The sequence below is a fragment of the Leucobacter sp. OH1287 genome, from assembly GCF_003859945.1.
In the GTDB taxonomy this organism is placed as follows: domain Bacteria; phylum Actinomycetota; class Actinomycetes; order Actinomycetales; family Microbacteriaceae; genus Canibacter.
The window spans coordinates 19,759-41,858 of record NZ_RQYM01000004.1 but is presented as its reverse complement, the minus strand read 5'-3'; the positions used below and the strand labels follow the sequence as shown (position 1 = coordinate 41,858).

The window sequence follows — 22,100 nt, the reverse complement described above, 5'->3', positions numbered from 1 at the left end:
TAGGCAATAAAATAGGTAGTTATGAGCGCACACATTCTGGTCGTAGACGATGACCTAGACCTGGCAGAGATGCTGACGATGGTGCTGGAGGGATCAGACTTTGCGGTAACTCACGCGGCAGACGGCGAAAGCGCGATCTCACTGTTCCAAACCACAAAACCGGATCTGGTGCTGCTCGATCTGATGCTGCCTGGCATTGACGGGGTTGGTGTGTGTAAACGCCTGCGCACCGAGTCGGGTGTGCCGATTATTATGCTGACCGCCAAAAGCGACACAACCGATGTTGTGCAGGGGCTCGAGGCTGGCGCCGACGACTACATTCTGAAGCCGTTTAACCCTGCCGAGCTGGTTGCCAGGATCCGCGCCCGACTGCGTGAGCCAAAACCGGAAACAACCGAGTCGGAGACGCTGCAGCTGGGCGATTTGAAGATTGATCTCGCCGCCCACGAGGTGATGCGCGGCCGCGAAACCATCTCACTCACCCCGCTCGAGTTTGAGCTGCTGGTGATTATGGCGCGCAACCCGAAACAGGCGTTCAACCGTGACACGCTGCTGGAGCGGGTGTGGGGTTACCGGCACAAAACCGACACCCGGTTGGTGAACGTGCACGTGCAGCGACTGCGCTCCAAGATTGAGCGAGACCCAGACAATCCGGTCTATATTTTGACCGTCCGCGGTGTTGGCTACAGGGCAGGAACACCCAAAAAATAATGCGGTATCAATTCCGGCGCTGGTTGCTGAAGTGGTATCGGTTCAGCGACCCGGTGCTGGGCACGTTCCGCCGCCGCTGGCGCAGCTCGCTCGCGCTCAGGCTGATGACCATTACGGGCGTTATCACCTTCTGCATGATCGCGCTCGCCGGTGCGTTTATTTTGAGCAGTGTGCGGGAGGATTTGAACTCAACCAAGCTGAACGCCGCCCTGCAGGACAGCGCCCGCTCAACAACTGTTGCCCAGCAGCTGATCGACTCAACCGAGGCAACCGACCGGGAGGCGCTCGCGTCGCTGATGCTGTCGGTGAGGGCCGCGATCCGCGACACCAGCTCCAGTTCGGCGATTTATGTGCGCCGGGAGCCGGGGCAGGACGGATCCACCGAGGCACCCTTAAACTTTCGCACGAGCGAGGCTGTTCCCAAGGCGGTGACGGCGGAGCTCAGCGAGCAAATTATCACCGCTGAAGAGCCGCAGCTGTGGCAGTATGTCAGCTTGGAAACCGGGCCGGGGGAGGCAGCGCCGGGCATAATCGTTGGCACAACGCTTTCCTTCCCGGGGAACACTGGCAACTACAACCTGTTTATTGCCTACAGTTTTGCCGAGACAAAAACGACGCTCGATTTTATTGCGCAGACGCTGATTCTCACCGGTGTTGTGCTGATGCTGTTTATTGGCCTGCTGGTGTGGAGTATGTCGCGGATCGTGTTTAAACCGATCAGCATGGCAGCCCAGGTTAGTCGCCAACTCGCGGAGGGTGAAACCGATGCCAGGATGCGGCACCAGAACGATCACAACTTTGATGAGTTGAGCGACAACTTTAACCAGATGGCGGACACGCTTAACGCCAGGATTAAAGAGCTTGACACGCTCTCAACTATGCAGCAGCGGTTTGTTTCTGACGTGTCGCACGAGCTGCGGACGCCGCTGACCACGATTCGCCTCGCCGCCGAGGTGTTAAACACCTCCGACGAGCAGGTGCCTGCCGGGCAGCAGCGTGCCGCCCGGGTGCTCACCGAGCAGGTGACCCGTTTTGAGCGGCTGCTTGAGGACCTGCTGGAGATTTCCCGCTACGATGCAGGCCGGGTGCAGATTGAGACCGAACCAACCAACCTGGTATCGCTCTGTCAGGAGGTTGTTGCTGACCTGCAGCCGCTGTCTGAGAGCATTATCGAGGTGCGCCCGCTCGGTGGCTACAGTGCGATTGATGTGGATCCGCGCCGGATCCGCCGCATCGTCTCTAACCTGGTCGGTAACGCGATTGAGCACGGTGAGGGCAACCCTATTATTGTGACAATCGACTCCAACACAACCGCCTACGCGATTGCGGTGCGCGACTACGGTATTGGCATGAACGAGATCCAGGCCGAGCGGGTGTTTGATCGTTTTTATCGGGCGGATCCGTCACGCAAGCGCACCCTCGGGGGCACCGGTCTGGGGCTCGCGATCGCGCAGGAGGACGCGGCTGTGCACGGCGGCGTTATTGAGTTGTGGTCGGAGCCGAACGTTGGCTCGAACTTTAGGCTGACGCTGCCGCGCTCGGACTCGTTTGACAGTTTCCTGTCGCCGCTGCCGCTTGTTCCCGAGGATGTTACGGGCACTGACGCGAGCCAGACGGTGACCGACTGGGTGAAGCGGCCGAGCCGGTGGCTGTTGCGGAGGGGCGACGATGGCAAGAAGTAACTGGGTGATTGCCGGGCTCGCGATTGTCGGGGTTGGTGCGCTTGTCGCTACCGGGTTCCAGAACGTGCCCGACAGCGGGCAGGTGAGAACCGGGCTTTCGGACCTGTCGCAGGTTGAGCAGCCGGTTGTGTATGACGCGGTTGGTCCGCAGGATGGGGCGACGCAGGAGGATATTCTGCGCGGCTTCCTGCAGGCGGCCGCCTCGCCGGACGAGAACTACGCTGTCGCCCGCGAGTTTTTAAGCCCGAGCTACGCCGATCTGTGGTCGCCAACCGCGGGGATTCTGGTGGACTCTGGCACACGCGAGTTTAAACAGTCGGAGGCGAATATTGTCACGGTTGTTACCCAGCAGCTTGGCCGGGTCGACAATCACGGGCTTTTAACCAACTCGGTTGCGGGCACGCAGGCGGAGCTGCGGTTTGAGTTTGAGCGGATCGGTGAGCAGTGGCGGATCGCGTCAGCCCCCACCGGAATTGTCCTCGAAAAAACCGTGTTCACCAGCCTGTTAAACGCCTACACCCTCTATTTCCCGGACGGTAAAGGGGACATGATCGCGGAGGAGCGCTGGTTTGCGAAGCGCAGCCGCGCGGCAACCCAGATTGTGCAGGCGCTGATCGCCGGCCCGAGCGAGCAGTTTGCCGAGATTGCGCACACCGAGTTCCCCGCAAACTCGAAACTGATCGGTAACACCGTCACAATCGTTGACGGCCGCGCGAAGATTGACATGTCTAGCGCGCTCAGTGCTGTGACCGGTGCGGCGCGGGAACGCTTGATTACGCAGCTGAGTCGCAGCCTGGTTGGTGTGCCCAACGTTGATACCTTCGAACTGGCAATCGAGGGGGTTGAGCTCACCGAGAAACGGGTTGAGAATATCTCCAGCGGCCGGGCGGATCGCGCTGCTTACGTGCTCACTGACGACAGGGTGATTGTGCAGCGGGGCACCGAACTGGGGCAGGAGCTTAGCTATTCCAGCCTGATCGCGAACGCGAAACCGAGCACTGTGTCGCTCCGTTCTGACGGCCGGGCGGCGGCGATGTTAACCGGTCAGGGGCTTGTTTACGCAACCGATCAGGGCACCCAGCTGCTCTCGGGTGGCAGCGGATTCTTACCGCCGTCGATTGATCGGTGGGGTTTTGTTTGGAGCTCCGTTACCGGCTCGCGGGAGCTGCACGTGTGGCACCCGGATCAGCGCGCAAAAATCCTGGAGCTGCCGGAACTGCCCGGTCAGCTGGTGCAGTTCCGGGTTTCTCCCGACGGCTACAGGCTGGCGGTGATGCTGCAGGTTGAGACGGTGACGCAGGTGCAGGTGCTGTCGATTGTGCGCAGCGAGACGAACGAGCCGTCGTTTACCGCGGCGAGCCCGGTTTTGGCGATGAGCGCGAGCGGATCCGCCGTCGACATGGACTGGGTTGATAACGAACACGTTGCCGTTATCTCCGGCAGCTCCGAAACCAAGGCGATAACCGTCGGCGGCACGGGGCTGTTCAGCTCCTCCAGGGGCAGCCTGTCGGGGGCTTTGCGGATCACGGGGGTTGATGGGTCATCGGGCATCAGGGTGCTAACCAGCTCGGGTGAGCTGTTCCAGCCGCGCGGACTAAACGGCTGGCAGCAGCGCTTGAAGGGCGTGGACGTGCTCGTGAAGTGGGGCTAGACCGGCCGTAGTGTTGCTGTTTTGCCGCTGTGGATAACCGCGTCGCCGCGGAAGTTTTCCACAGTTTGCCGGTTTCGCGTCTCCCGTCTGCCCGCACGACAGAGAATAACTGTGTGAAAACCCCGAAACAATCCCTGACTTTGCTGCGACGCTGGGCGACAACGCTGCTGCAGCAGCTGATAACCCTGCTCTTCCCAAGCCGCTGCTGCGGCTGCGGCCGAGTCAACGAGCTGCTGTGTGCGGGCTGCCGCGCCTTTATCGCCGAGGAACAGCAACAGCTGCCCGAGTGCATCAGCGTTCCGCTCGGGGTTTCACCCTCCGGTGAGCCAGAAAGCCTAACCGTGTGGACGCTGCTGCACTACGACGGCGCACTGAAAGCGCTGATCGTCTCGCTGAAACACCGCGACATGCCCGGTTTTGCGAAGCTGCTGCGTCCCGGCGTGCGGGCGCTAATCAACCACACCGTGAGCGAGCTGGCTGGGCAGGGGGTGGATCCGCGCAACATTGTGCTCGTCCCCATTCCCTCCCGGCGCAGCAGGGTGCGTCAGCGAGGCTATCACCACCTGCGGCTGCTGCTTCGCGTTGCCGGGGTGCGGGATCAGCGGGTGTGTGAGGCGCTCGCGGCCACGGGTGCGCGCACCGGGCAGGTGGGGCTGGGGCAGCAGGCGAGGCAGTTGAATGCGTTGCGGATCCGCGTGGGCAGGCGTGCGAGGGAGATTAGGGGGCGGCAGATTGTGCTGTTTGACGATATTTGTACGAGCGGGGCAACCCTGCGCGGTGCGGCTCTCTGCCTGAGCGCTGCGGGCTATCAGGTTGCGGCAGCGGCGGCGCTCTACCGGGTGATGTTGCACACTCCGAAATAGTTTCCAGCTTTCACAAAGCTAATAGGCAGTGCGAGCTAAACAAAGCCAGAGTAAAATGTTGTTAAGGCGGGTAACGTTGCTCCCACCCGGAGCCACCGTCTTAACCCCGAGGAGGGCAAAATGGACGTAAACATCCGCGCGATTAACGCACAACTAAGCGGTCGGTTTGAAGACTACGTTGAGAGTAAAACCGAGAAGATACAGACGCTTTTGCCTAAAACACAGTCTTTCGAGGTTCGTGTTAGCTGTGTTAACGACAAAAGCCCTAAACACGGTGACCGGGTTGAGATTACGATTATCGGTCCGGGGCCGGTTGTGCGTGCCGAGGCAAACAGCGGCGATAACTTCTCCGCGTTTGATATCGCCTACGGCAAAATACTTGAGCGGGTGCGTCGGATGAAAGACAAGCGCAAGGTTGACCACAAGCGTGGGCTAACCTCGCTTGGCGAGGCAGCCGCCGCAGACTTCAGCAAAATCGACATTACCCCGGCTGACGCATCGGTGTTTAGCCCGGTCAGTGCCGAGGAACTTGCTGAGGCTGGCAGCGGTGAGCACGGGGGAGATTATGGCGGGGAGCAGGAGGCGCAGTCGCCGGTTGTGATCCGCAGCAAATCATTCCCGTCAGAGACGATGACGGTTGAGCAGGCTGTTGACCGCATGGAACTGGTCGGCCACGACTTCTTCCTGTTTGTTGACGCCGCAACCGATAAACCGAGCGTTGTTTACAGGCGCAAGGGTTGGAACTACGGTGTAATCAGCCTGGAAGACGCTGAGGAGTAACAGCAGATTCTGTGACTGAAATTGCTGGCGCTATCGAGCGTTAGCTGAAGATAAAAGCGATCCGGTGCTGCACAGTCTGTGCGGTGCCGGATCCTTTTTGGCGGGCAACTAGGATTCTCACAGCGCGGTTAATGCTGAGGATTGATAGACTGAACTGATGTGGGTCTATTTGCAACCGGTGACCCAGAAAGACTAAGAAATCAGGAGTTTAACAGTGGCAACTGTTCTCGAAAAAGTACTTCGCGTTGGCGAGGGGCGGACGCTGAAGAAGCTGCAGCGCATAGCAAAGCAGGTCGAAAACCTGGAGAGCAACTTTGAGGAGCTCAGCGACGAGGAACTGCGCGGCGAGACAGCCGAGTTTAGAGAGCGCCTCGCCGCGGGTGAAACCCTCGACGATCTACTGCCGGAGGCGTTTGCGGCGGTGAGGGAGGCGGCAAAGCGCACAATCGGTCTGTGCCCCTACCCGGTACAGATTATGGGTGGCGCAAACCTGCACCTCGGTAACATCTCTGAAATGAAGACCGGTGAGGGTAAAACCCTGGTTGCGACAATGCCGGCATACCTGAACGCGCTCACCGGCAAAGGTGTGCACATTGTTACCGTTAACGACTTCCTGGCGCAGTACCAGAGTGATCTGATGGGTCGTGTTTTCCGTGCCCTCGGCATGACAACCGGCTGTATTGTCGCCAACCAGTCACCGGAGGTGCGCCGCGCCCAGTACGAGGCAGACATCACCTACGGCACCAACAACGAGTTTGGTTTCGACTATCTGCGCGACAACATGGCAACCACCGCGGATGCGCGAGTGCAGCGCGGTCACGCCTTCGCGATTATTGACGAGGTTGACTCGATCCTCATCGACGAGGCGAGAACCCCGCTAATTATCTCCGGTCCATCCTCGGGTGAGGCAAACCGCTGGTTTACCGAGTTTGCGAGGGTTGCAAAAACCCTCACCCCGGGAGTCGACTACGAGGTTGACGAGAAGAAGCGCACCGTCGGTGTGCTGGAGGAGGGCATCGCCAAGGTTGAGGACTACCTGGGGATTGAAAACCTTTACGAGTCTGTTAACACCCCGCTGATCTCGTTCCTCAACAACGCGATTAAAGCGCGTGCGCTGTTCAGCCGCGATAAAGACTATGTTGTGCTTGACGGCGAGGTGATGATCGTTGACGAGCACACCGGTCGTATCCTGCCGGGTCGCCGCTACAACGAGGGTATGCACCAGGCGATTGAGGCAAAAGAGGGTGTGCAGGTGAAAGCAGAAAACCAGATGCTTGCAACCGTCACCCTGCAGAACTACTTCAGGATGTACGAGAAACTCTCGGGCATGACCGGTACCGCTGAAACCGAGGCGGCCGAGTTTATGGGCACCTACAAGCTCGGTGTTGTGCCGATCCCAACCAACAAAGAGATGATCCGCCTGGATCAACCAGACTTCGTCTACAAGAACGAGCAGGTGAAGTTTGACGCGGTTGTGAAAGACATTGCCGAGCGCAACAAAACCGGTCAGCCTGTGCTGGTTGGCACAACCAGTGTTGAGAAGAGCGAATACCTGTCGAAGAAGCTCGCGAAACTGGGGATCCGCCACGAGATTTTGAACGCTAAGAATCACGCGCGTGAGGCAGCGATTGTTGCGCAGGCGGGTCGTTTCGGTGCGGTTACCGTGGCAACCAACATGGCTGGTCGTGGAACCGACATTATGCTCGGCGGTAACGCAGAGTTTTTGGCTGTGCAAGAGATGAGCGCGAGAGGGCTTTCCACCGAAGAGAACCCGGAAGAGTACGAGGCAGCCTGGCCAGAGGTGTTTGAGGCCGTGAAGGCGGCGGTTGCGAAAGAGGCAAAGAAGGTGCAGGACGCCGGTGGCCTTTACGTGCTGGGAACCGAGCGTCACGAATCCCGCCGTATCGACAACCAGCTGCGCGGTCGTGCCGGCCGTCAGGGTGACCCGGGTGAGAGCCGTTTCTACCTGTCACTCACCGATAATCTGCTGCGGCTGAATGCCGGGGCGGCGCAGATGTTGATGAACCGCAACGACATCCCCGATGATACCGTGATTGAGAGCAAACTGGTGAGCCGTGCGATCCAGTCGGCGCAGTCACAGGTTGAGGCACGCAACGCCGAGATCCGTAAGAACGTGCTGAAGTATGACGATGTGCTTAACCGTCAGCGTCACGCAATCTACAGCGACCGTGAGCACATCCTCGACGGCGACGATATTGAGGATCGGATCAACCAGTTCCGTGAGGACACGATCCACTCGATTGTGCAGAGCCATCTCGGTGCTGACGGATCCTACGACTTTGACGCGCTGCTTACCGAACTGAAGCAGCTCTACCCGGTTGGTGTTACCAGCGAAGAACTGGTTGAGGCCGGTGGCCGTGAGCTGGAGCGGAACGCCGCCGTGTTCTTGCAGCGGGAGCTTTTGAGCGACGCCGAGCACGCCTACCAGCAGCGAGAGAACGAACTCGGTTCGGAGGCGATGCGTGAGCTGGAGCGCCGCGTTGTGCTGGCGACAATCGACCGGCACTGGCGTGACCACCTTTATGAGATGGAGTATCTGAAAGAGGGAATCGGGCTGAGGGCGATGGCGCAGCGGGATCCGCTCGTGGAATACCAGCGTGAGGGCTATGACCTGTTCCAGGCAATGATGGATCAGATCAAAGAGGAATCAATCGGCATGATCCACAACCTGCAGGTGCAGGTGAAAGAGGACGCTGAGCACCATGTGCAGCTGGAGGGCAGCGGACTAGAGCAGACTGACAGCGCTGAGCGTCAGGATCTCACCTACACCGCCCCGGATGATTCTGGTGATGCGCAAACCAGCGGTGGTGCGGCCGGTCGGGCAAACAAGCCAGCAGCTAAACAGTCTGCAGCGAAGGCAAAAGCGCAAAAACAGCAGTTAAAAACACAGACCGTTAACGCGAATAAAAAGCGTGGCAGTTTTGGGCAAGAGATCTAGGCTCTGCCCGTTTTGAAAGGACAATAAATGAGCCAAAATCCGGAACGGCTGACTAAGAACGAACGCCGAGCGCAGGCTCGCGAGCTCGCTAGACAGGCTCGTGAGGCTGAGAGGAAGCGCGAGAAGCGTAACCGTCTGCTGCTGCAGGGCGGTGTTGCGGCGGCGCTTGTTGCGATTGTCGCGATTGTTGCGCTGGTGATTGCAAACGGTGTGCGTGAGGCTGCGCCAACCGCTGGCCCAAAGAACATGCAGTCAGGCGGTGTTGTGTTCGGTGAAAACCTGGAGGTTAAGGAGACACCGGCGCTTGCGGCTGGCGAGAAGCGGATCGCAACAGAGTTCAACGTTAACCAGCGTCCTGTGCACGTGGTCACCTACGTTGACTACCTCTGCCCGGCCTGTGGCAGCTTTGAAGAAACCTACGGTCCGATGCTTGAACAGTACACCGGATCGGGCGATATCAGCCTTGAGGTTTACCCGCTGAACTTCCTGGATCCACAGTCGGCAGGCACCAAATACTCATCACGCGCCGGCAACCTGCTCGCGTGTGTAGCGTCAACACAGCCGGAGCACGCGTTTAAGGTTCACAAGGAACTGTTTGCGGATCAGCCGAAAGAGGGAGCTGCCGGGCACAGCAACGAGAAACTGCTTGAGATCGCTGTAAAGGGCGGTGCTAAGAAGAACGCAGAGCTTGAAAAGTGTGTCAACGACGGCAAATTCGTCTCCTTTATTGACGGCAATGTGACACAGGCAATGCAGACCGAGGTGCTCGGCCTTGCCAAGGGTTCGCAGCTGATTGATAACATCCAAACCGGTGAACTGCAGGACGCGAAACAGCCGCAGACCCTGCGTTCAACACCGACCGCGATCGTTAACGGTAAGCAGTGGTACCAGCCGCGCGACGGTGACCTGGAGTCATACCTGTTAAAGACACTGCAGGATATTGACGCGGACGCAACCGAGGCCGGTTAAGCAGATAGCTAAGCAAGCGGCTAGGTAGATCTGCTTCAGCAGACAGCATTGTTAAACAGCTCGGGGTTGGGCGTAAAACGCGCCAAACCCCGAGCTTTTTATTTTGCGCTGAAACTTAAAACAGGGTAGGATTGTTAAACGTGCTTAAACGCACATGCCGCCTTGGCGCAGTTGGTAGCGCAGTGCTCTTGTAAAGCGAAGGTCATCGGTTCGAGTCCGATAGGCGGCTCCAATTTTCTTCTCACAATTGCTTGTCTTCCCCCCGGATATGCGTTAAGCTACGAGCACAGTATGTGTTAAAACTTGCGCTGTCTCGGCAAAACCGGTGAGTGTCTTGAAGGAACAATAGTAACTATCGCGATGCCGACCCGGTTAGGCTATTGGAGGAACATCGTGCGTTCGCTTATGCTTTCCCTGCGGGTGCTACTCGTACTGTTTTTAGCCATCTGTACTGGCACCCTCTCCCTCTTCTATCGGGCAGCAGAGTTCGGTAAAGCAAGTGATGAATACCCGAATAACTCCGCCGAACTCACCGTATCGAATGTTGACGAGGTGCAGCACGCCAGTGTGCTGTCAGCGATAGCTTCTTATACCGCTGCCAACCACGCAACGGTGTTTCGCGTTGACACTGTACTGTCACAGGTTGACCGGGGCGCAGGCGCAATCAGGATCGGTGTATTCGCTGGCAGCGAGTCAGACCTAACCGATGCCAGTGTGTTGCGTTTCATGGGGACAGAGGTCGTCTCAACAGAGGCGATAGCTAAACTCTTAGCAGCCGAGCCAGAACAGACACTCGGGTTGGATCAGAACGCTGCCGACACCCTCCTGAACGTACCACATCTCAGCTTTGCTGAGAGACTGTCGGTGATGCAGCTAGCAGAGTTGACGCAGAGATCCGAAACAGTTAGCGGCACTTATCGGTTTATTGGAGTAGACGAGCAAACCCTCTCAGAGCTCAGCGCCCAGATTAACAGTATTACTGGCGATACAACTGCTCAAGTAGGCTCAGCTCTCCAAGGCTCTGCTGTTGACCGCAGTTTCTCGTTCTTAGTACCGTTAATTGGGCTGGTGGCGGTATCAGGCCTTCTGCAGGTTTTACTGTTGGTACAGGCCTTTAGATCGCTGCAAGAGCTCGGAACGCACCTAATATTAGGTTGGTCTGCATTCGATTACTGTGTGAGCCTGTTTAGATCGGTGCTTCTGAGCATGCTGCTGGTGTACCCAGTTAGTTTTCTTGTTACATTCTTTACGATGCAGGGATACGGTTTGGCTACCGTGGCGACAGTGGCACTGCCTCCAGCGCTGGTTACGGTTGCGATTACCCTCGCAACGGTTGTTGTTGCATCGCTTGTGCTTTTACTTGTGCGCCCAGTAACCGCGATCCGCAACCTGGTATCGAAGAAGATCATGATTGTTATGCTAGCGATTACTTACTGCGCTAGTGCAGCGGGGGTGATCGGAATGAGCATATTCTTGGACGGGCCGATTCGAGAAATTGACAGACTGGGCAGTGTTAGCCAGCAGTGGCAGCGGGTCACAGACTATCAGATACTCTACAAACAGGATGCCGGAGATGACTCTGCTAGTTTTACCAGCGGTGGTGGAAAGCTTATGGCGGATTACTATGCCTGGTACAGGACAATCGCGGCTGAGGCGGGCGTATCAGTTGTTAACACTAGATACCATCATAAGGAACAGTTGGAAAACTGGCGTGAACTCGGTGTCTATCAGAACATTCCCAATAAACCCCTGTGGTATTTTGCTGCATCTCCGAGCTACCTTGAATCGGTGGGGTTAAATCTTAACCAGGATCTGCTTTCCAGAGCAGATTCCGGTGAGCGCGTCTATCTGGTACCCGATAGTTACAGCGAAGCAGACGCTGCTGCGCTGAAAGCCTGGGTAGCTGAGGACGTTATACAATTATCACAACAGGATAGTGTAATTCAGACCGAGTTCACCCAAAACCCCAGACACAGTTTTGAGAGCTATCAGGTAGCTGAACCCTTGTTTACCTGGAGTGCTGACCTGGAAGTCGAGAGCACCACCGCTGACCCCGTAATTTTGGTTGTCACACCACAAAACATGAGCTTCTTTGAATCTGAGAGTTTGTCTGCGATTGGGTTAGAGAACAGTTACATAAAACTCAGCTCAGATGCTGTAGCCAAATACGGATCATCAGAGTATCTGGCGAAGTACAACCTGGACGACAACCGGCCAGAGTTTAGACCTGTTAGTGACTTCATCGCCGGTTTGCAAAAAAACATACAGGAGTTTTTGCAACTCTTCGCAGGGGTTAGCGCAGCGGTGCTACTGCTTGAAATCCTGGCGTTGTTAACCCTAACAAAACTGTATGCGGCGGTTAATCGCAGGTCATTGGCGGTGAAAATGTTGCTCGGGCACAGCCCTCTGCACAGCTTTAGATTCACCTTCGCCGCGGTTATCGCGGTGAACCTGCTGGGGGTTTTGATCGGCTTGATCGCGCAGTCAAACGTAGCGGTGCTGGTGAGCGCGGTCATGCTGGTGGTGCAGCCTGCGATCCTTACGATCTTGGTCGCACAGAGCCACCGAGAGCAGATAGCCTTTGCGGTGAAAACAGTGTAGTGAAAGCGAGACGGGTAAAAATGGATACTATTCTGACGCTTGAAGCGGTAACAAAACAGTTTGGGCAGCGGACTGTGCTGCAGGGGGTTGATTTGGCGGTGCCGAGCGGATCCGCCACCGCGATTGTTGGTAAATCAGGCAGTGGTAAATCGACGCTGCTAAACATTATTGGACTGCTTGACTCGCCAACCAGCGGAATCGTTAAGCTGGCCGGTAAGCCGCTGCCGCCGATTAACTCGCGGGCCGCGATGATGCTGCGCCGCCACAGCATCAACTACCTGTTCCAGAGTTTCGCGCTTTTGCCGAGTGAGACGGTCCGCAACAATATTCTGCTGGGGATGCGTTATGCGGCAGGGTCGAAGAAGCAGAAGGAAGCGCAGACTGGCGAGATGCTGGAGCGGCTAGAGCTTTCGCACCTGATAGATCAGCGGGTTATGACGCTCTCGGGCGGTGAGCAGCAGCGGGTTGCACTCGCGCGCTGCCTGCTGAAACCCGGTGAGCTGATTTTGGCGGATGAACCAACCGGCGCGCTAGACGCGAAACTCGCTGCCAAGTCGCTCACCGAGATGTTGCAGATGCAGCATGAGTTCGGGAAAACGCTTGTGATTGTCACCCACGATCCGACAGTTGCGGCAGCCTGTGACGCGGTTTTGACGCTGCCAAGCGTCTAAAATACTTGTATGACTATCGCGGCAAAGCTGCAGCGGCTGGTGCAGCTGCAAACCATTTCCGAGCCGAGTGCGGCAAACGCTGAAACAGCCCAGGCTTTTCAAGATTTCCCGGAGGTGTTGCGGGAACTGTTTCCGCTCGTGCACGAGCATTTAGAGTTGCAGCGGATCGAGTCAGCGCTCGTGTTTCGCTGGCGGGGAGCGGATCCGACAGCGCAGCCGGTTGTTTTGATGGCTCACTACGATGTTGTGCCGGCGGAAACCCCGCAGGCGTGGACGCATCCGCCGTTCGCCGGGGTGATTGACAGCGGTTGGCTTTATGGCCGCGGAACACTCGACGATAAGGGCGCCCTCTGTGTGCTGCTTGAAGCGGTTGAACAGCTGCTCGCTGAGGGTTTTGTGCCGGAGCGTGACACCGTGATCGCGCTCGGCGGTGATGAGGAGATCCACGGCAAATCAGGCAGGGCCGTTGCCTCCGATTTTAAAAACCGGGGTGAGATTCCCTGGCTTGTGGTTGATGAGGGCGGTGCGATCCTTGACAGGTCACTGCCGGGGTTGGAGATTCCAGCGGCGATGGTTGGTGTCGCGGAGAAGGGCATCGCGACCTACGAAATCACCGCAACAGCGGCGGGCGGTCACGCCTCTGCACCCCCGAAACTCAGCGCAATCGGCAGGCTCAGCCGCGCGATTGTGCGGCTTGAACAGAGCCCCTTCCCAGCCCGCACAAGCCGCGCAGTCAGCGATATGATCGCTGTTTTTCAGCGGGCAGCCGGCGGTAAAACGGCGAAGCTGCTGAGCTTCTTAAAGGGCAGGCCACGCCTCACCGCGCAGCTGTTAGCGAGGCAGGGAGGGGAGTCGGCTGCGATGGTGCGCACAACCGTTGCGCCAACCATGGTCGCTGGCGGATCCGCCCAAAACGTGCTCGCGGCAAACGCCACCGCAACCCTCAACTGTCGTATTGCGCCTGGCAGCAGTGTTGCGGCGACGACGCGCAAAATTGAGCGGATTATTAACGACCCCGAGGTGACGGTGACACTGCTTGACGGTGAGGAACCGACCGGGATCGCGAGCACCGACTGTGCGCAATGGCGACTAGTCGACAGCGCCGTAACCGCCGTTTGGCCGGGACATGCGACGGTGCCGTATCTGATGCTCGCAAACACCGACAGCAGACACTGGCACCGGTTCGCCAAACACGTCTACCGGATCGCGCCGCTGGAGATGCCCGGAGAACTGCGCAGCACCGTGCACGCGGTTGACGAGCGTATCGAGGTTAGCGCGCTTGGGCGCGGCGTCGAGTTTTGGCGCCGGTTTATTAGCGCGATTCCCGGGGCGGATCCGGCCGAGAGCGCCGCACCCACCAGCGAAACAGGACAGTAGGGGGCAGCTGTGAATAAAACCTCCCGGTTAAAAACCCTCCCCGCGGGCGGATCCCTGTTCGCGGTTGTTGGCGCTCTCGCTTTCGTTGAGTTCGTCAGCGGCATTATTCAGGGCTACTACACGCCGCTGCTCACTGATATCGCGCGAAACTTCGGGGTTAACGACGCCGACGTGAACTGGCTTGAGGGCGCGCAGCTGATGCTGTCGGCGCTGGTTGTGCCACTGTTTGCGAAGCTCGGCGACCGCGTCGGACACCGGCGGATGCTGTTAATCTCGGCGGTTTTAACCGCGGCGGCAACCCTCGCGCTGGCGTTCGCGCCCGGCTGGTGGTGGTTTATGGCGGCTTGGGCGCTGCAGGGCGTCTATGTTGTGTGGCTGCCGCTCGAGATCGCGCTGGTGTGGATCCGCGCAGCCGACCACCCGGACAGTAAACACACAACCGCGAAAGCCGCCGGTGTGCTGGTCGCCTGCCTGCAGCTCGGGGCGATTGCCGGGGCGCTCGCGGGCGGCGCACTGATTGACAGCCTGCCGCTGCTGACGGTGCTGCTGGTTCCGGCGGCAGCGACTGTGCTCTGCGTTATTGCTGTGCTGATCGGTGTTAAACCACGGCCTCGGGCGGCAAACCCGGCTGCGAACACGGCGGCAAACCCGGCAGCGACCGGCTTTGATAGCGCGGGCATGGCGGTGATTGCGACCGCGCTCGTTCTGTTTACGGGGGCGCTAATCCTGTTGCGGGTGAGCCTGACAAACCCGTGGGCGTGGTCCGCGCTCGCGCTCTCGCTCGGCTTTGTCGCGCTGTTCGTGAGGATCGAGCGGCGGCACCCGGATCCGCTTATCGACGTCAGCATGTTCCGAAATAACGCCCTCTGGCCGGTATTTTTGACCGCCGGGCTGTTCGGCATGAGCGTCCTGGGAGCGCAGGCGCCGCTCTCCACCTTCGCCCGCACCGACCCCGCCGAGCACGGTTTCGGACTCGGCGCACCCGGCTTCAAAACCTCGCTGCTGATCGGTGTTTATGTGCTGGTTATGTCGATTGGTGCGCTGCTCTACCCGCGCCTCAGAGCTTATTTCGGCGGTAAACGGGTGCTCGCCGGGGCAGCGCTGACCGTCGCGCTCGGCTACGGGCTGTTTGTGCCATTCCACCACGATTACTTGCAGGTGCTTATCAACATGGCGATTGTCGGGTGCGGATCCGGGATGCTCGTCGCCGCTCTGCCCGCCGCCGCAGCGGCCGCCGCCCCCACCACCCAAACCGGGGTTGCTACGGGCCTCACCAACTCAGTGAAAACCGTCGGCGGCGCGGTTGCCTCCTGCGTGTTCGGGATCGCGCTGTTAAGCGGTGCAACCGGCACCGCCGGCTCGATCAGCGGCTATTACACGGTCTGGATTGTCTGCTCGGCGTCCGCGTTCATCGCCGCCCTGCTGCTGATGTTTGTGCTGCCAAAGCGAGCTTTCTAAATCTTCGCGAGCTTTTTAATTTTTCCAGCAACAGGCGCTAATATCTAAGTTGTGCCTGCATCGCTTGAAGAATTCTCAGTACTCTCCCTGTACTCGGCAATTATCGTTTACGCGCTCGCGTTCATTTTCTATGTTGTGGATCTCGCTGCCCGCTCAGGTGATTTCGCGGATCAGCAGCCGGTGAGGCGCTGGTCGCGGGTTGCTTACGCACTGACGGTGCTCGGCGCGATCCTGCACAGCGCCGCGACGGTTATGCGCGGTATTGGCGCGGAGCGTGTGCCGTGGGCAAACATGTACGAGTTTGCTTTAACCGCAACGCTCGCGGTTATTGTGATCTACCTGCTGTCGTTCTTCATCGTCGACCTGCGCTACCTCGGCAGCCTGATCACCGGCCTGGTTGTGCTGTTCTTGGGCGTTAGCAAGGTCGGTTACTATGTGGAGATTGTGCCGCTGCAGCCGGCGCTCGACTCCTACTGGTTGATTATTCACATTATTGTTGCGGTGCTCGCGGTCGGCTTCCTAACGCTGTCGTTTGGTCTGTCGATTCTGCAGCTGTTGCAAACCAGGCGCGGTAACCTGCTGAACGCCGGTAAACCGTCGAAGCTGAAGTTCCTGAAAACGCTGCCGAGCGCGGAACAGCTAGAGGATCTGTCATACCGGGTTGCGATTATCGGTTTCGTGTTTTGGACGTTCACGCTGATCGCCGGCTCTATCTGGGCAGAGCGCGCCTGGAGCCGCTACTGGGGCTGGGACGTGAAAGAGGTGTGGACGCTGATTATCTGGATCCTCTACGCCGGTTTTATTCACGCGCGCGCGACTCGCGGGTGGCGGGGGATCCGCTCAGCGTGGCTGTCAATTATTGCCTACACCGCGGTGATCTTCAACTTTACGATCGTGAACACCTACTTTAAGGGACTGCACGCCTACTCCGGCCTGGACTAGGCAAAGTAGGCGGGCTAGAGCACCTCGGTTTCGGAGTCGCGCAGCCGGTTAACCAGCTGTTTCACGTCCTGGGCGTGCGCCTTGTTGGTGACGAGCAGCGCGTCCGGAGTGTCGACCACAACAATATCCTGCATTCCAACGACGGTCACGAGACGGTCCTGCTGCGCCACCACGATCCCACTGGACGACTCGCTGAGCACCCTCGCCTGCGAGCCGAGCACCGCGAGATCCTTGGCGCGACCGCGGGTTAGCAGGTTGGCGACGCTCGCGAAATCACCGACGTCATCCCACTCGAAGTGCGCGGCAACGCAGAGCATCTTGCCCGCGCGCGCTGCCGGCTCGGCAACACTGTAGTCGATCGCGATCTTCTTCAAAGTCGGCCACACCTGCTCACGCACCCGCGCGAGCTCCGGGGTGCCCCAGGCGTCAGCGATTTTGTTAATCCCCGCAACCAGCTCCGGCTCCGACTCCGCCATCTGCGCGAGCAGCACATCGGCGCGGCTAATAAACATGCCCGCGTTCCACAGTGAATCACCGCGCGACAGGTACTTACTCGCGGTTGCGCGGCTCGGTTTCTCAACAAACTTGCGGACGTTATAGACGTCAAAGGTTGCGATGTCAGTGCGCGGCTCGCCAGCCTTAATATAGCCAAAACCGGTTGCCGGGTGTGTGGGGCGGATCCCGACAGTGACGATTGAGCCGCTCTCTGCCGCCTGCACCGCTGTGCGGATTGCACGCTCAAACAACACTGAGCCGCGGATGACATGATCCGCTGCAAAAGAGCCGATTATGGCATCGGGGTCACGACGTAGGATTAACGCTGCGGCGAGCCCGATGGCTGCTGAGGAGTCTTTGGGGGAGGGTTCGAGTGCGAGATTGTCGCGCAGCAGATCGGGAAGCTGTTCACACACGGAGTCCCGGTGGCTCATACCGGTGACGACCATAATTCTGTCGGGGGAGGCAAGGGGTAGCAGCCTGTTCCAGGTGGTTTTCAGCAGTGACTCACCGGAGTCGGTGAGGTCGAGCAGAAACTTAGGAGCCTCAGCGCGAGACAGCGGCCAGAGGCGGGATCCGACACCGCCCGCCGGGATAACACACCAGAAATTTTCATGCAGACTCATGCACTATAGCCTACCGTAGCCAACCTCGTGTCGCGGTTTTTAGCCGTTAATCAGCGCGAATCGGGAAGGCGACCGGGTGTTCATCAGATGAAGGGTAAATCTTATAAACTTTTGCTCGCTCTGAAAAGTGCAATAATGGAACGTGGAGCATTTTTTCAGCTAACTAGGAGGGCTAGTGTCAACCGAAACGGCACAGGTTAAAGCATCTGCAAAGCCTGCACAAAAGAAAAAGCTGCCCGGCGGCACACTCTATCGCGGCAGCGAAGGAATGTGGTCGTGGGTTATCCACCGTATCACCGGTGTGGCGCTGTATTTCTTCTTGCTCGTTCACGTGCTTGACACGGCGCTGATTCGTGTCAGCCCCGAGGCATACAATGCAGTGATTGGCACCTATAAAAACCCGATTATGGGTATTGGTGAGGTTGGACTGGTTGGTGCGCTGGTGTTCCACGCGCTCAACGGTCTGCGTGTGATTCTGGTTGACTACTGGAGCAAGGGCGCAAAATACCAGCGGGTTATGTTCTGGATTGTGATTGTGCTTTGGGTTATTCTGATGGCCGGATTTACTCCGCGTCACCTAATGAACGTGTTTGGGCACTAGGAGGGAACTAAGCAGCTATGACTACGACAACAACTAATCCCTTCATTAAAAACAAAAAAACCACCAACTGGGAAAAATGGGGCTGGATCTACATGCGTATCTCCGGCGTTCTGCTGGTGGTGCTCATCTTTGGTCACCTGTTTACCAATCTGATGCTCGGCGACGGTATCCACGGTATCGACTTTGGCTTTGTTGGTGGCAAACTGGCAAATCCGTTCTGGCAGGTGTGGGACACCCTGATGCTGTGGCTGGCACTGATTCACGGTTCAAACGGAATGCGCACAATCGTTAACGACTACGTGGCAAAACCGGGTCTGGCTAAGGCACTGAAAGCGGCAATCTTTATCGCTGCGGCGCTGTTGATCCTGCTCGGCACCCTGGTTGTGTGGACATTTGACCCTTGCCCAGCGGGAGCCGACCCTGAAATGGTGGCAAGTTTCTGCCAGAGCCTTTAACAGGGACACTAAACAATTTTTGCTCGCAATCAGCTAAATGAGGATCAACCTTGACTAACGACACAGCATACGAAGTGACAAAAAAAGACGGTGTCACCTATCACCGGTATGACGTTGTGATTATTGGTGCCGGCGGAGCTGGTATGCGCGCTGCGATTGAGGCAGCGCCAAAGGCACGAACCGCTGTTATCACCAAACTCTACCCGACACGCTCACACACTGGCGCAGCGCAGGGCGGTATGGCTGCGGCGCTCGCTAACGTTGAAGAAGACGGCTGGGAGTGGCACACCTATGACACGGTTAAGGGTGGCGACTACCTGGTTGACCAAGACTCCGCCGAGATCCTTGCAAAGGAAGCGATTGAAGCGGTTATCGACCTGGAGAATATGGGTCTGCCGTTCAACCGCACCCCGGAGGGTAAGATCGATCAGCGCCGTTTCGGCGGTCACACTCGCGATCACGGCAAGGCACCGGTACGCCGCGCCTGCTACGCGGCTGACCGCACCGGCCACATGATTCTGCAGACCCTCTACCAAAACTGTGTTAAGCACAATGTCGAGTTCTTCAACGAGTACTACGCGCTCGATCTGGCGATGGTTGAAGAGCCAAACGGTCAGAAGCGCGTTTCTGCGGTTATTGCCTACGAGCTGGCGACCGGTGAACTGCACGTCTTCCAGGCGAAATCCTTTGTGTTTGCAACCGGTGGCTTCGGCAAGATTTTCAAAACCACCTCAAACGCTCACACCCTCACCGGTGACGGTGTTGGAATCATCTGGCGTAACGGTTTGCCGCTTGAAGACATGGAGTTCTACCAGTTCCACCCAACCGGCCTCGCCGGTCTCGGGATCCTGTTAACAGAGGGTGCCCGTGGCGAGGGTGCGATCCTGCGTAACGACTCGGGCGAGCGCTTTATGGAGCGTTACGCGCCAACCATTAAAGACCTTGCGCCGCGTGACATCGTGGCCAGGTCAATGGTGCAAGAGGTGCTTGACGGCCGTGGCGCTGGTCCGCACAAGGACTATGTCTACCTAGACTGCACCCACCTCGGCGCTGAAGTGCTAGAGACTAAACTACCAGACATTACCGAGTTTGCTCGCACCTACCTCGGTGTGGATCCAGTGGTTGAGCCTGTGCCTGTGTACCCAACAGCCCACTATGCGATGGGCGGTATCCCAACCAATAACGACGCTGAGGTGTTACAAGACAACGACACTGTTGTGCCGGGTCTCTACGCGGCAGGTGAGTGTGCCTGTGTTTCTGTGCACGGCTCTAACCGCCTCGGCACTAATTCGCTGCTCGACATTAACGTGTTTGGTAAGCGCGCCGGCAATAACGCAGCTGATTACGCAAAAACCGCCGATTTTGTGCCGCTGCCCAACGACCCAGCTAAACGTGTGCGGGAGATGATCGAGAATCTCCGCAATTCAAAGGGAACCGAATCTGTTGCTGGGATTCGTAAGGAGTTGCAGGAGGCGATGGACCGCGGTGCTCAGGTGTTCCGCACTGAGGAGTCACTAACCGAGGTATTGGGCGTTATCCACGATCTTAGGATTCGTTACCAGCATATTGCTGTGCAGGATCACGGCAAGCGGTTTAACACCGACCTGTTGGAGGGGATTGAGCTGGGCTTCCTGCTCGATCTTGCTGAGGTGCTTGCTTACACAGCACGCAACCGCAAAGAGAGCCGCGGTGGGCACATGCGTGACGACTATCCGAAGCGTGACGATGCCAACTACATGAAGCACACTATGGCGTATCTCAGCGGCGATCCGCACTCGCCAAACCCGGAAGATCATATCCGCTTAGACTGGAAACCAGTACGACAGACTCGCTACGAACCGCAGGAGAGGAAGTACTAACGTGAGCAGCACAGCAGTTGCGCATGACACCGAGAACCCAACGGCTGAAGCCCCAGAGGCTCCAAAGCCGTTCACGGTAACCCTGCTGGTTAGGCGCTACAATCCCGAGGTGCGGGAAGATGCCTACTGGGAGGACTTTGACGTTGAGATGTTCCCCACGGATCGTATCCTCGACGCTCTGCACCGGATTAAATGGGATCAGGATGGCACACTCAGCTTCCGTCGTTCCTGCGCGCACGGTATTTGCGGATCCGACGCGATGCGGATTAACGGCCGGAACCGGCTGGCCTGTAAAACCCTGATTAAGGATCTGGATATCTCCAAGCCTATCTATGTTGAGGCGATTAAGGGACTGCCTTTGGAGAAGGATCTGATCGTTGACATGGAGCCGTTCTTTGACGCCTTCCGCGCGGTGCAGCCGTTTCTGCAGGCCGACAGTAAGCCTGAGCAGGGCAAAGAGCGCCTGCAATCGATTGCCGATCGTGAACGTTTTGATGACACCACCAAGTGCATCCTCTGCGCCGCCTGCACCACCTCATGCCCTGTGTTCTGGACTGACGGGCAGTATTTTGGGCCGTCCGCAATCGTTAATGCACACCGTTTCATCTTCGACTCCCGCGATGACAAAGCGCAGGTGCGACTTGATATCTTAAATGAGACAGAGGGTGTATGGCGTTGCCGCACAACCTTTAACTGCACCGATGCATGCCCGCGCGGCATCCAGGTGACCAAGGCAATCGCTGAGGTGAAAGAGGCGCTGCGCACCGGTAAGGTTCGCTAGCCGCTAGCAACTAGCTGTCTAAATTGTGGCCATCAGCCGCTAAAAACGGGTTGATTTCTGTTTTCGGAGATCAACCCGTTTTTGTGTTTTAGGTGTGGTGTTTCGCATTTGATGTTTCCCTGTTAGTAAGGGTAGGCTATCTTTTGTTTGACCGTTTAATGGGTCGGCAATATCTATTCTGTTTCTGTTGTTTAAACATCAGCGCTGCCGCAGCACTGATATACGAGACTGAGAGGTACGCACGTGATTGAAAAGCCGTTTAAACGCGGCGCGGTCGTTTCAACTGCCGCTTTGCTCACACTTGGGTTGGTAGCTGGTGGTAGTCTGCCGGCGTTTGCTACCGGTGATTTACCCGGTGGTGAGTCAGATACGCCCGGCAATTCGGTTGTTGCAAATACAGCAACTGCGCAGCAGCAAGATGAGATTAGCAGTGATCCTGCGGCAGCAAATGCGGCAGCTGCAGGCGCCGCTTAAGCAGCTACTGCAGCGTCAGGGCCAGCAGACTCTGGCACAAGCACCGGAGCACCTGCTACAGAAGGGCAAACCGAGAGCGCAGCTACGGCACAGTCAAGCGCGCCACAAGAGACCACAGCTGCTGCAAAATCAGCTGATCAGCTAA

General features: G+C 57.7%; 18 protein-coding genes and 1 tRNA gene. 18 read left to right on the top strand and 1 reads right to left on the bottom strand.

The genetic code is table 11. The features are described from left to right. Positions 1 to 21: 21 nt before the first annotated feature. The 13 genes from mtrA (at position 22) to ccsB (ending at position 16,664) form a co-directional block, all read left to right on the top strand. Positions 22 to 711 (top strand): MtrAB system response regulator MtrA, encoded by a 690-nt coding sequence (gene mtrA / locus EII30_RS03200; RefSeq protein ID WP_124885895.1) that lies wholly within the window; start codon positions 22 to 24, stop codon positions 709 to 711. Further along, on the top strand, positions 711 to 2,393 hold the full coding sequence (mtrB, locus tag EII30_RS03195) for an MtrAB system histidine kinase MtrB (RefSeq protein WP_124885894.1): 1,683 nt from the start codon (positions 711 to 713) through the stop codon (positions 2,391 to 2,393). Before mtrA ends, mtrB begins: the two co-directional genes overlap by 1 nt. Next, on the top strand, positions 2,380 to 4,044 hold the full coding sequence (locus EII30_RS03190) for an LpqB family beta-propeller domain-containing protein (RefSeq protein ID WP_124885893.1): 1,665 nt from the start codon (positions 2,380 to 2,382) through the stop codon (positions 4,042 to 4,044). The genes mtrB and EII30_RS03190 overlap by 14 nt, the downstream gene beginning before the upstream one ends. Positions 4,045 to 4,157: 113 nt before the next feature. Beyond that, on the top strand, positions 4,158 to 4,907 hold the full coding sequence (locus EII30_RS03185; RefSeq protein ID WP_124885892.1) for a ComF family protein: 750 nt from the start codon (positions 4,158 to 4,160) through the stop codon (positions 4,905 to 4,907). Between the two features lie 120 nt (positions 4,908 to 5,027). Then, positions 5,028 to 5,687 carry a ribosome hibernation-promoting factor, HPF/YfiA family gene (gene hpf, locus EII30_RS03180; RefSeq protein WP_124885891.1) on the top strand — a complete coding sequence of 220 codons (660 nt, stop codon included), beginning with the start codon at positions 5,028 to 5,030 and terminating at the stop codon, positions 5,685 to 5,687. Between the two features lie 214 nt (positions 5,688 to 5,901). After that, positions 5,902 to 8,646 (top strand): preprotein translocase subunit SecA, encoded by a 2,745-nt coding sequence (secA, locus tag EII30_RS03175; RefSeq protein ID WP_124885890.1) that lies wholly within the window; start codon positions 5,902 to 5,904, stop codon positions 8,644 to 8,646. Positions 8,647 to 8,673: 27 nt separating this feature from the next. Next, positions 8,674 to 9,615: a thioredoxin domain-containing protein gene (locus EII30_RS03170; protein WP_124885889.1), complete on the top strand. Its 942-nt coding sequence runs from the start codon at positions 8,674 to 8,676 to the stop codon at positions 9,613 to 9,615. Positions 9,616 to 9,771: 156 nt separating this feature from the next. After that, positions 9,772 to 9,847, top strand: a tRNA-Thr gene (locus EII30_RS03165). Positions 9,848 to 10,482: 635 nt separating this feature from the next. Continuing rightward, entirely contained in the window at positions 10,483 to 12,216 is a 1,734-nt protein-coding gene (locus EII30_RS03160) for a hypothetical protein (protein WP_124885888.1), read from the top strand. Positions 12,217 to 12,236: 20 nt separating this feature from the next. After that, a complete protein-coding gene (locus tag EII30_RS03155; protein ID WP_124885887.1) occupies positions 12,237 to 12,887 on the top strand; it encodes an ABC transporter ATP-binding protein in 651 nt (216 codons plus the stop codon). A 9-nt stretch (positions 12,888 to 12,896) separates the two neighbouring features. Beyond that, positions 12,897 to 14,264: a M20/M25/M40 family metallo-hydrolase gene (locus EII30_RS03150; RefSeq protein WP_124885886.1), complete on the top strand. Its 1,368-nt coding sequence runs from the start codon at positions 12,897 to 12,899 to the stop codon at positions 14,262 to 14,264. Between the two features lie 9 nt (positions 14,265 to 14,273). Beyond that, the gene (locus EII30_RS03145; RefSeq protein ID WP_124885885.1) at positions 14,274 to 15,722 is read left to right on the top strand and encodes an MFS transporter; all 1,449 of its coding nucleotides are present in this window, start codon (positions 14,274 to 14,276) and stop codon (positions 15,720 to 15,722) included. Positions 15,723 to 15,773: 51 nt separating this feature from the next. After that, positions 15,774 to 16,664, top strand: coding sequence for a c-type cytochrome biogenesis protein CcsB (gene ccsB, locus EII30_RS03140; RefSeq protein WP_233569257.1), 891 nt, complete (start codon positions 15,774 to 15,776; stop codon positions 16,662 to 16,664). Positions 16,665 to 16,678: 14 nt separating this feature from the next. Here ccsB and EII30_RS03135 read toward each other — a convergent pair whose 3' ends face one another. After that, positions 16,679 to 17,785, bottom strand: coding sequence for a mannose-1-phosphate guanylyltransferase (locus EII30_RS03135; RefSeq protein WP_124885884.1), 1,107 nt, complete (start codon positions 17,783 to 17,785; stop codon positions 16,679 to 16,681). Positions 17,786 to 17,960: 175 nt separating this feature from the next. Between EII30_RS03135 and sdhC the strand changes: the two genes are divergently transcribed. The 5 genes from sdhC to EII30_RS08870 all read left to right on the top strand — a co-directional run bounded on the left by sdhC (position 17,961) and on the right by EII30_RS08870 (position 22,100). After that, entirely contained in the window at positions 17,961 to 18,386 is a 426-nt protein-coding gene (gene sdhC / locus EII30_RS03130; protein ID WP_370266921.1) for a succinate dehydrogenase, cytochrome b556 subunit, read from the top strand. A 17-nt stretch (positions 18,387 to 18,403) separates the two neighbouring features. Continuing rightward, on the top strand, positions 18,404 to 18,841 hold the full coding sequence (gene sdhD / locus EII30_RS03125; protein ID WP_124885883.1) for a succinate dehydrogenase, hydrophobic membrane anchor protein: 438 nt from the start codon (positions 18,404 to 18,406) through the stop codon (positions 18,839 to 18,841). A gap of 50 nt (positions 18,842 to 18,891) precedes the next feature. After that, positions 18,892 to 20,700 (top strand): succinate dehydrogenase flavoprotein subunit, encoded by a 1,809-nt coding sequence (sdhA, locus tag EII30_RS03120; RefSeq protein WP_124885882.1) that lies wholly within the window; start codon positions 18,892 to 18,894, stop codon positions 20,698 to 20,700. 1 nt (position 20,701) lies between these two features. Next, entirely contained in the window at positions 20,702 to 21,481 is a 780-nt protein-coding gene (locus EII30_RS03115; RefSeq protein ID WP_124885881.1) for a succinate dehydrogenase iron-sulfur subunit, read from the top strand. Between the two features lie 418 nt (positions 21,482 to 21,899). Beyond that, positions 21,900 to 22,100: a hypothetical protein gene (locus tag EII30_RS08870; protein WP_158608644.1), complete on the top strand. Its 201-nt coding sequence runs from the start codon at positions 21,900 to 21,902 to the stop codon at positions 22,098 to 22,100.